At 67.7% G+C, this 10,046-nt stretch carries 11 protein-coding genes; 1 reads left to right on the top strand and 10 read right to left on the bottom strand.

Going from position 1 to position 10,046, the window contains the following annotated elements:
- The first annotated feature begins 102 nt into the window (after positions 1–102).
- Entirely contained in the window at positions 103–291 is a 189-nt protein-coding gene (locus H7F49_RS15655; RefSeq protein ID WP_185684518.1) for a hypothetical protein, read from the top strand.
- Positions 292–320: 29 nt separating this feature from the next.
- Here the strand turns inward: H7F49_RS15655 and H7F49_RS15650 are convergent, their stop codons facing one another.
- The 10 genes from H7F49_RS15650 to bchC all read right to left on the bottom strand — a co-directional run bounded on the left by H7F49_RS15650 (position 321) and on the right by bchC (position 9,963).
- Positions 321–1,193, bottom strand: coding sequence for a hypothetical protein (locus H7F49_RS15650; protein ID WP_185684517.1), 873 nt, complete (start codon positions 1,191–1,193; stop codon positions 321–323).
- A gap of 166 nt (positions 1,194–1,359) precedes the next feature.
- Complete coding sequence (pufC, locus tag H7F49_RS15645) at positions 1,360–2,424, bottom strand: photosynthetic reaction center cytochrome PufC (protein ID WP_185684516.1); 1,065 nt, start codon at positions 2,422–2,424, stop codon at positions 1,360–1,362.
- Positions 2,421–3,392 (bottom strand): photosynthetic reaction center subunit M, encoded by a 972-nt coding sequence (pufM, locus tag H7F49_RS15640; protein ID WP_185684515.1) that lies wholly within the window; start codon positions 3,390–3,392, stop codon positions 2,421–2,423. The genes pufC and pufM overlap by 4 nt, the downstream gene beginning before the upstream one ends.
- A 14-nt stretch (positions 3,393–3,406) precedes the next feature.
- On the bottom strand, positions 3,407–4,231 hold the full coding sequence (pufL, locus tag H7F49_RS15635; protein WP_185684514.1) for a photosynthetic reaction center subunit L: 825 nt from the start codon (positions 4,229–4,231) through the stop codon (positions 3,407–3,409).
- Positions 4,232–4,332: 101 nt separating this feature from the next.
- On the bottom strand, positions 4,333–4,524 hold the full coding sequence (gene pufA, locus H7F49_RS15630; RefSeq protein WP_185684513.1) for a light-harvesting antenna LH1, alpha subunit: 192 nt from the start codon (positions 4,522–4,524) through the stop codon (positions 4,333–4,335).
- Positions 4,525–4,595: 71 nt separating this feature from the next.
- Positions 4,596–4,751: a light-harvesting antenna LH1, beta subunit gene (gene pufB / locus H7F49_RS15625; protein ID WP_185678373.1), complete on the bottom strand. Its 156-nt coding sequence runs from the start codon at positions 4,749–4,751 to the stop codon at positions 4,596–4,598.
- A 145-nt stretch (positions 4,752–4,896) separates the two neighbouring features.
- Positions 4,897–6,342 carry a chlorophyllide a reductase subunit Z gene (gene bchZ, locus H7F49_RS15620; RefSeq protein WP_185684512.1) on the bottom strand — a complete coding sequence of 482 codons (1,446 nt, stop codon included), beginning with the start codon at positions 6,340–6,342 and terminating at the stop codon, positions 4,897–4,899.
- Positions 6,343–6,406: 64 nt separating this feature from the next.
- Positions 6,407–7,960 carry a chlorophyllide a reductase subunit Y gene (gene bchY, locus H7F49_RS15615; RefSeq protein WP_185684511.1) on the bottom strand — a complete coding sequence of 518 codons (1,554 nt, stop codon included), beginning with the start codon at positions 7,958–7,960 and terminating at the stop codon, positions 6,407–6,409.
- An 18-nt stretch (positions 7,961–7,978) separates the two neighbouring features.
- Positions 7,979–8,980, bottom strand: coding sequence for a chlorophyllide a reductase iron protein subunit X (locus H7F49_RS15610; RefSeq protein WP_185684510.1), 1,002 nt, complete (start codon positions 8,978–8,980; stop codon positions 7,979–7,981).
- Positions 8,977–9,963 carry a chlorophyll synthesis pathway protein BchC gene (bchC, locus tag H7F49_RS15605; RefSeq protein WP_185684509.1) on the bottom strand — a complete coding sequence of 329 codons (987 nt, stop codon included), beginning with the start codon at positions 9,961–9,963 and terminating at the stop codon, positions 8,977–8,979. The genes H7F49_RS15610 and bchC overlap by 4 nt, the downstream gene beginning before the upstream one ends.
- Between the last annotated feature and the right edge of the window lie 83 nt (positions 9,964–10,046).

Raw genomic sequence — 10,046 nt, 5'->3', positions numbered from 1 at the left:
GCTTGACCAACAGCAAAGCATAGTGTCACAACACAGCGACGATCAGGTGCTCCACCTGCGCGCGATCAAATCGGAACACTGCGCGGCATCAGATCGGAATACATGCGCGCGATCGTCGGAATCCGCAATCATCTGTTCCCGCTCTACACCGATCCCTCGATCGGCGCCGATCTCTCGGCCGATCTCAAGCGCCGCCAGCAGGGCAAGTCGTGCTTCAACTTCAAGGCGCGGGACGAGGCCCTGTTCGATGAGCTCGCGGCGCTGACGCGGCGGGCGAACGGGGTGGGGTAGCTCGCGCGCCCGAGGTGTGGGGTGGGTCGTCAGGGAACGGGCACCCAGCCATCGCCAGCCCAGCGGAAGATTGCCGGCGAAATCCCGCGGGGTGCTTCGGTGAAAGCCTTTGCGATGACGGGTTTGAGCTGTTCCAGGTCTTCCGTCCGGGTCACTTGGCCCATAAGCACGTGCTGGTCGCCAGGTACGGCGATCCACAGCACTCCGGGCAGGTCTTTGGCCACTTTGCGCCAGTGATCCGTGGCGAGGATGGCCGCCGCGCCGTAGTCCAGGTCCGGCAGGAGAACAATTGCGCCCCTGAGTTCCCCGGCACCAGGCAGGGCAGGAATGGTGGCAAGAACCTGACGTGTCCCGAGTGCGATGGACTCGTCGCGGCTCAAGCCAAGGGACTTGAGGTCGATCTCGCCGACCAGGCGGGTTGTGTCGGGATAGTCGGCCGCGAGCACGAGGTTCAACCCCGGTGCGACCAGGCCCATGACCAGGCGGCCCGTGGCACCGCTGGCCGATTGTGCATTCATCGCCGCGGCATAGTCGTCGTTTCGCACCACGACCCGCAGCCGCTCGCGGGTGATCGCGGCATAGTCCGTCGACATGGATTCGACGATGCCCGTGACGAACCGTTCCTTCTGGGCTCGGCATTCCCTGGCGGTGCTTTGCGCGCAGAACGCCGCCAGCCGGTCAAGGTTGATCTCGCCGTCCTCACCCCGGGCGTCGCTCACCCGCAGTGACAGCGGTCCGCTGATCTCGATCGTGCGCGTGGGCAACCGGTGCCTGACCCGCGCCAGGATGTCCCGGGTGAGGGCCGTGTCATCCGGCGCGGCCAGGGCGGGCGTGGCTGCGGTCAGAAGGGCTGCCAGCAGGGCGGCCGCCATGGCCTTCATGGATCTGTGATGGGCGCGCATCCCGCCGGTCCTCCCCCTTTGGCCAGCCGTCCGCTCGCCACCGGGTTGGGGGCGAACGGCTGCCGCAAGCTGACAGGGGTCGCGGCCAAAAGAAAGGGCCCGGTGAGGCAGCTCACCGGACCCTTCAGATTGCCGCATGTTTGCGGGGTTTGGTCGCGATCGGCCCTCAGCGGGCCGGGGCGCCGACCGCCGGAGCGGCGGCCGGGGCCGGGGTGAGGCTGGCCGGGCTCGGCTCACCCCACAGCGCGTGGTAGTCCTTGGCCATCTGCGCACCACCCATGGGCTTGTTCTTGCCCTGGTGGCAGGTGGCGCAGCTGACCTTGAAGGTATCGCCCAGCGCGCCCTTGCGGTTGGCCGGGAAGACAGAGGCCAGCGGCGTCATGTATTCGCCGTTGGTCTGCCGCACCATGCGGATGCCGTACCAGGCCTTGGCGCGCTGCGGCGTGCTGATATCCCAGTTCTGGAACGACTGCGTGTTGTGGCAGAAGGTGCAGTTCACACCCAGCGACTGCGAGGCATGCATCATCACCGCATAGCTGTCTTCGGTGGCCATGATGCTGGTCTTGTTGGCCGCGCTGGGATGCAGCCCGGTCGACTGGACACGGATGTTCTGGTCCACCTTCGGATCGCCGGTGAAGTACACCGCCAGCGAGGCGTTGGGCAGCGACGAGAACGCCGATTCCGGCACCGGGTTGTTCTGCCCGTGACGGTTGCCGATGATCCCCTTCGGGCCCTCGGTCGGCATGGTCCAGTAGTTGGCCGGAACCGGATTGCCGCGGTGGCAGGTCCAGCAGGTGACGCCGGTTGCCGCGACGTGCTGCTTCCAGTTGTGGTTGATGTTGCGGGTCATCTGCAGCATCCGCCGCGCCACCACCTTGGTGTAAAGCTCGTCGGAGGCCATGTTTTCAGGGTTGTGGCAATAGTTGCAACCCTGCTGCGGCGCCACCCACTGGGTGATCGCGGCCATGGTGTAGTTGAACTGGTCCGCGGACTCGTCCCCCAGCACCTGGACGTTCTGGTAGACCTCCTTGGCGCGCTGACCGTCGGTCGCCGGCGGGTCATAGGGCGGGGCCGGAACCTCGTCCTTGGCCATGGCGACCTTGGTCAGCGTGACGTGATCCATGCCGGTCCCGCGGAACCCGTTCTGCGTCGCCGTCTTCGGGCTCAGCTGGCAGGCGCCGAGCGCCATGGTCACGACCGCCGCAAGGGCAAGCGATGCTATCCTTTTCATTGGCCGGCGCTCCCCAAGGCGGGATCCATGACCCCGGTGGACGGATAGGACGGGGCATAGCCGTGCTGCTGTGCCCAGAGGTACCAGTTGTCGACCACCGTGCCGGTCAGCAGGATGCCGATCCCGCCGGTCAGCGTGGTCAGCACCGCGAACCACCAGGCCCAGCGGTGGATCGATTCCATCGTGGCGTTGAAGCCCATGGTCCAGCGCCAGAACAGGGCGGCCCGTTCCGAAGCCGTGCCGCGATCGGTGATCTGCTCGATCTCGCGCTCGCCGCCATAACGGCCGACCGCGAGAATGGTCGCCCCGTGCATCGCGAAGAGCAGCGTCGATCCGTAGAGGAACGCGATCGAGAAGCAGTGGAACGGATTGTAGAACAGGTTGCCGTAGCGGATCGAGAAGGCCGCGGTCCAATCCAGGTGCGGGAAGATCCCGAAGGGCACCGCTTCCGACCAGCTGCCCATCAGCAGCGGGCGGATGAAGCCCAGCACCAGGTAGAGCCAGATCGCCGACAGGAAGGCCCAGGCCACGTGAGTGCCCATGCCGAGCGCGCGGGCCCGGGAGTAGGTGCGCACCCACCACAGCAGGATCGACGAGGTCAGGCAGGCGCCGGCGAGAATCCACCAGCCACCTTTGGCAAGCGGAACGAAGGGCGTGAACCCGTACTCCGGTCCAGGGGGCTCCAGCGACAGCCAGGGCAGCATGCGGACGAACTGGATCGGGTCCCAGTTGACCGAGGCGAGCATGTTGAGCCCGATGATCTCGATCGCGAAGAAGCCGAGGATCAGCGAGAACACGCCGGTCCAGCCCAGATAGACCGGGCCGATCTGGGCGTGCCCGATGATGCCCATCCAGTGGTTGAAGGTGCCTTTGCCGATGCGGGGTTCGCTGCCCGGGGGCAGGGCGATGCCTGCCTCGGGTTCGCCACGCAGCTGCACCTGGGTGAAGATGTTCTGATAGGTCGCCATCGCTTGGTGCTCCTTTACGACCAGATCGGCAGGTTGAGCCACCAGGTCCACCACTCGGGCCAGCCCTTGGTCCACAGCGGCCCGCTGATGACGATGCACACCGCACTCCAGAACCCGGCGTTGAGCGCCAAAAGCAGACCCACCCGGTGGATGCCGAGCGTGCCGACCGAATAGCCGATCAGGTCACGGAAGAAGGTGTCCTCGTACTCCGGCGTCTTGACTTCGCCACCGGCCGGCGGGTTCACCGCCGAAAGCACCAGGGCGCCGTGCAGCGCGAGCGCCAGGGTGGTGGTGAAGAAGAACGACACCGCCAGCATGTGCGCCGGATTGTAGTGGAAGTGGAGGTACTGGTACCCGGTGTTCGAGACCCAGTCGAGGTGGCTGAAGATCCCGTAGGGGAAGCCCCAGTGCCAGGCGCCGAGCAGAACAGGGCGGATCACCACCAGCGTGAAATAGGCGAAGATCGCCATGCTGAAGGCGAAGGGGACATGGTAGCCCATGCCCAGCTTGCGGCAGATCTCGACCTCGCGGGCGGCCCACGAGCTGAACGAGATCAGCGCGCAGACGGTGATCACCTGCCAGAACCCGCCTTCCTTCAGCGGGGCCAGGCTCAGACCGTATTTCAGGTCCGGCGGGGCGATCGAGATCAACCAGGGATTCCACGTCGGCCCCTGCGAGGCCGCGTAGAAGATGAGAGCGGTGCCCAGTGACGCGAAGATCGCTGTCACGACCCCGAAGAAGCCGACGTAGAACGGGCCCACCCAGAAGTCGAACAGGTCGCCGCCGATCAAGGTCCCGCCGCGAACGCGGTATTTTCGTTCGAAACTCAGGAGTGCCATGGCTCTACCCCTCCCCGCCAGCAGCGGCGGGTTCATGTGAACGGATCAGTCAAAACCCGGAGGCGGCGGTTTGTGGCCGCCGCCTCTCGCACAGGCTGCCCTCAGGCAGACGGCTTTGCAGCGGCTGCCGCGGCAGCTTGGGCAATGCCCTGTGCCGAGTTGGGGCCGTCGAGCCAGTTGTACGTGTCAGTGCTGAGCAGGATGAAGTGAATCACGATCGCCAGCACGAACAGGAATGCGAACAGGGCAACGAGGGTCCTGCGCGGATCGAAAATAAGCCAGAGTCTCCACATGGTATCTATCCTTGTGCAAAGGTGTTGGAACCCGTCGGCGCGGTCTTGCGCAGCCGGGCCGGTTGGTCAGTTCAGAGCCAGGGCTTCCAGGCCCAGACAAGGAAGTGTGCCACCACCGCCACGGCGGTGAAGCCGAGGAAGCTGCTGACGAACAGCTTGTGGAATTCCTTGGCTTCTTCGGGCGTGAGATACGTGCTCAGGCCGAAGCGATCATCGCCATTACTCATAGCAATCTCCAGTCGTTGTTGGTGTGCGAGAGGCGGAAGACCTCTTTCGGTATCCACGCGGATTGCGCCGCGGGGATGGGGGAGCGCGAGGGCCGCAGGGCGGCCGTCGGGCAATCTGGTGAAAGGCGGGGCGCGACGCGGTAGGTCATGCGACCTGCGCCTCGAGCAGGGCGTCGGCGAGCCGGTCGGCCGAGACGCGATCCTCGCCATGGCGGCGGGCGGCGCGTTCGGCCGCGTCGCGCAGGCGCTTGGCGGCGGAAATGCGGATCAGGATCGGCTGGGCGGCGACGACCTCGTCGAGCCGGGCCTTGGCATCGCCGTCCCACGGCAGCTCGCGGTGCGCGCGGGCCAGGGTCGGCTCGGCCTTGTCCATGTCGGTGCCCAGCGGCAGGATATGGAACAGCGCATCGAACAGCGCGTTGCAGACCTCCTGGATCAGGTAGGTCGCCCCCGAATAGCCCATGAAGGGCGTGCCGGTGTGCCGGCGGATCGCCGCGCCGGGGAAGCTGGCCGGGATGTAGATCCCGCGGCCGCCGCGCTCGGCGTTGTACATCCGCTCGTTGTAGCTGCCGAACAGGACCAGCGGCGGATTGGCATGGATGGCCGCGCGCACGTCCTCGTTGCGCGGCTTGACCCCGGCACTGCGCGAGAAGGCGAAGGTGCAGGGCAGCCCCATGTCATCTTCCAGGAAGTGACGGATGCCGCGGGCATAGGTCTCGTTGGCGACGATGCCGAAGCTGGCCGTGGCGAAGAAGTCCTGCGTGACCGACCGCCACAGGTCCCACAGCGGCTTGATCGTGGTGTGCTTTTCCCGCGTGATGAACGGTTCGGGATCGAGCCCCAGCTCGGCCGCCAGCGCGCGCAGGAAGCGCGTGGTGCTGTCCAGCCCGATCGGCGCCTGGAAATAGGGCCGTTCCAGCACCTCGCAGAGGTTGCGGCCATATTCGCGATAGAGGCAGACGTTGGCCTGGGCATCGGCCAGCCGGCGGATATCGGCCAGGTGGCAGCCCAGCGGGAAGACCACGTTGACCTCGGCGCCGATCCCCTCGATCAGGCGGCGGATCTCGGCCAGGTCGCTGGCCATGTTGAACATGCCATAGGCCGGCCCGATGATGTTGACCTTGGGCTTCTCGCCCTCGCGCACCGGCTTGACCGCGGGCATCGCCTTGGGGCCGAATTCCGACCACAGCCACGACAGCGCGCGATCGGCGCACTGCCACTGGTCCTCGTCGATCGTGCGTGGCAGGAAGCGCTTGATGTTGGTGCCCTCGGGGGTGACGCCGCCACCGATCATCTCGGCGATCGATCCGGTCACCACCACGGCGGGGAGATCGGGGTCGAGCGTTTTCCACGCGCGCTTCATCGCGCCTTCGGTGCCGGTCTTGCCGAGCTCTTCCTCGCCCAGCCCGGTGACGACGATCGGCAGTTCGTGCGGGGGCAGGCCATCGGTGTAGTGCAGGACCGAGGTGACCGGCAGGTTCTCGCACCCGACCGGTCCGTCGATGATCACCTGCAGCCCCTTGACCGCGGCGAAGACATAGACCGCGCCCCAGTAGCCGCCGGCCCTGTCGTGATCGAGGATCAGGGTCATGCCCGGCCTCCCGCGCAACGGGCGATCACGACAAGACGTCGGGCGCCGTGGTCGAGGATCAGGGTCATGAGCCCACCGCCTCGGCCGCCTTGCGGGCCGCCTCGTTCAGCGCGGCGTACTTCTTCTTGAAGGCCGGGCGATCCTGCGGGGTGTCTTCCCACACACCGGCAGCGGGGCCGCTGCCGACATCCTCGAAGAACGCGCTCATCTTGTCGAAGCGGGCCTTGTTGCCCATCGCGGCATTGACCACCTGGGCCAGGCTGCCCGCGCCGGCCGGTCCCATCAGCGGACGGGCCGAGATCAGGTTGGTGAAGTAGAGCGCCGGGATCGCCTGCTGCTTGGCGTGCTGGACCACCGGGGTGGTGCCGATCGCCAGGTCGGGGCGGAACGTCTCGACCGCGGCGATGTCCTGTTCAAGACTGGCGCGGAACTGCACGGTGACGCCGCGGGCCTCCAGCCATTCGCGGTCCGGGTCGGACCAGCGGGTGCGCGGGCAGGCGGTGCCGACATAGGGCACCTCGGCGCCGCTCTCGATCAGCAGGCGGGCGACCAGCAGCTCGGAACCCTCGTAGCCGGCGACGGTGATGCGGCCCTTGATCGGGTTCGCGGCGAGCGCCCCGCGGATGGCGGGGACGAACCGGGCCTTGGCGGCCTCGACCTTGGCCGGATCGACTCCGCAGGCGGCGCCGATCGCGTCGAGCCAGGCGGCAGTGCCCTCGGCGCCGACCGGAGCCGAGCCGACCACCGGGCGTCCGGCGGCCTCGAACTCGCGCACGCTGGCGGTGTAGAAGGGGTGGATCGCGGCGACCACGGCGCAGTCCAGCGCGGCATAGAGCTCACGCCATTCGCGCGTCGGCACGACCGGGCCGGCGGCCAGGCCGAGCGGTTCGAGCATCATGCCGATGCCCACCGGATCGGCCGGGAACATCTCGCCCAGCAGGGTCACGGTCGGACGGTCCGGGCGCGTCGCGGGAGCGGCGACCGGGCCGGCCTCGGCCTCGCTGCGGGCATAGGCCAGCATGGCCCCGGCCAGCACGTCCTTCGCCTCGGCGTGAGTCGGGATGCCGAAGCCCGGCACGTCGATGCCGATGATGCGCACCCCGTTGATCTGCTTCTTCAGCAGCCGCAGCGGCACGCCGCTGGCGGTGGGGACGCACAGGTTGGTGACGACGATCGCATCGTACAGGTCGGGATCGGCCAGGTTTTCGACCGCTTCCTTGATGTCCTCGAACAGCTTGCCGGTGACCAGCGTCTCCGAGCTGAACGGGACATAGCCGACCGTGCGCCGCGCCCCATAGAAGTGCGAGGTGAAGGTGAGGCCATAGACGCAGCAGGCCGACCCCGACAGGATCGTCGCCGTGCGCCGCATGCGCAGCCCGACGCGGAGCGAGCCGAAGGCCGGGCACATCGATTGCGGCTGGTCGTGCGGGCCCACCGGGTAGTCGGCGGCATAGCGCGCCAGCAGCTCGGACCCTTGCGCCTTGTTCGTGGCCTCGCGCAGGACGTCGGCCCCGGCGTGGCAGCCGGCGCCTTCCAGCTCGGCCGTGGCCGGGGACTCGAGGTCGAGCCGGTCCGGCTGGCGGGCGAAATCGGTGGTGTCGGGGACGAGGTCGCTCATGCGGCGGTGCCTCCGGCGTCAGACTTCGTCATAGACCACCTCCAGCGAAGGCTTGCTGACGAAGGTGCCGCCGCGCATGTCGGCCTGGGTCGCGGGGATCAGCTCGACATTGCCGCCGGTCTCGTCGGGCGAGAACAGGCCGAGCAGGCCGTCCTGCTCCAGCGGGGTCGGGCGGCGCGGCGGGGCGCTGGCGACGTTCGAGGCCAGCTCGGCAAAGAGGCTGCCCCATTCGCCATCGGGGTGCCCGATGATCTGGTAGTTGGCCGACTTGCGGCGGATGTCCTCGTTGGCCGGGATCGCGCAGAGCACCGGGATGTCGACCGCCTTGGCGAAGGCCTGGGCCTCGCCGGTGCCGTCATCCTTGTTGATGATCATGCCGGCCACGCCGACATTGCCACCCATCTTGCGGAAGTATTCGACCGCCTTGCAGACGTTGTTGGCGACGTAGAGCGATTGCAGGTCGTTCGAGCCGACGACGATCACCTTCTGGCACATGTCGCGGGCGATCGGCAGGCCGAACCCGCCGCAGACCACGTCGCCCAGGAAGTCGAGCAGCACGTAGTCGAAGCCCCAGTCGTGGAAGCCCAGCTTCTCGAGCAGCTCGAAGCCGTGGATGATGCCGCGCCCGCCGCAGCCGCGGCCGACCTCGGGCCCGCCCAGCTCCATCGCGAAGACGCCGTCGCGCTGGAAGCACACGTCCTCGATCCGCACCTCTTCGCCGGCCAGCTTCTTGGCGGCCGAGGTCTCGATGATCGTCGGGCAGCTCTTGCCGCCGAACAGCAGGCTGGTGGTGTCGGACTTCGGATCGCAGCCGATCAGCAGCACGCGCTTGCCCTGCTGCGCCATCATGTAGCTGAGGTTGGACAGGGCGAAGCTCTTGCCCGAGCCGCCCTTGCCGTAGATCGCGATGACCTGCGTGTCCTTCTTCACCCCGCCGGTGTGGGGGGCGTCGGGTTCGATCGCCGCCTCGGCGCGGAGGGCGGCGTCGTGCACGGAAAGGCCGGATTCAAGCATCGTCATGCGCAGTCGCTCCAGTCGAGGACCATCTTCAGGCAATCAGCGCCGAGAAAGGCCTGGGGGTAGGCATCGTCGACCTCGCGGGCCGGACGGACGTGGCTGACCAGCCCGGCGAGGCTGAGCTTGCCGCTGTCCACCAGCGCACGGGTCGCAGTCAGGTCTTCGGGCCGGAACTCGGCCGCGACGCGGATCCGGGCCTCGGCGCGGAAGGCCGCGGGGAAGGCGAAGCTGGGCCGCTGGGCATAGAAGCCGGCCATCACGATCTCGCCGCCGTGGCGCAGCCGCGGGATCAGCAGATCAAGGCAATCGGCCGCGCCGCTGGCGTCGTAGATCGCGCCATAGTCGCGCCGGGGGTCCTCATCGGGGTGGACCACGCTGTACCCCTGGTCGGCATCCATCCGCGCGGGATGGCGTTCCCAGACCGTGGGGGCGGGCGCCCCGCCGGCGATGGCGATGCGGGCGATCAGGCGTCCCAGCGTGCCGTGGCCGACGATCAGGTCGGGCGGGGCGTTCCAGTCGATCGCGTGATAGGCCGTCGCGGCGAGCGCGAAGATCACCCCGTCGAAGCCGAGCGACTCGGCGATGGGGAAGGCGCGGGCCGAAGGCAGCACCACCCGCTGGGCATTGCCCCCGAACAGCGACCGGGCATCGGCATAGCAGACCGCCCCCGGCACGAAGACCCAGTCACCCAGCCGGTCGGCGACGTCAGCGCCGGCGGCGATCACCCGGCCGACCGACTCGTAACCCGGCACCAAGGGATAACCCATACCCGGGAAGGGCGGCATCTCGCCGGTCCACAGCAGCTTTTCGGTGCCGGTGCTGATTCCGCTCCAGCGCACTTCGACCAGCAGGTCGGACGGGGCGAGGGCGTCGGGCGAATCCAGCGGAATCGCCCCTGCGCCTCCGGGGAGGGCCGTGTTGGTCAGGGTCAGCCGGCGAAGCGCGATCTGCTTCGGGGCTTCCAGTACGACGGCCAGCGCATCCATGGCGCGGTCCCTTCCCCCTCTCGGCGGTCCAGCCGAGGCCCCCATATCCGGAGTGGATACGATCAGGCAGCTTTCACCATACT

Origin of the sequence: Novosphingobium aerophilum, assembly GCF_014230305.1 — a bacterium.
Taxonomy (GTDB): Bacteria; Pseudomonadota; Alphaproteobacteria; order Sphingomonadales; family Sphingomonadaceae; genus Novosphingobium; species Novosphingobium aerophilum.
This window is presented reverse-complemented; position numbering and strand designations above follow the sequence as displayed.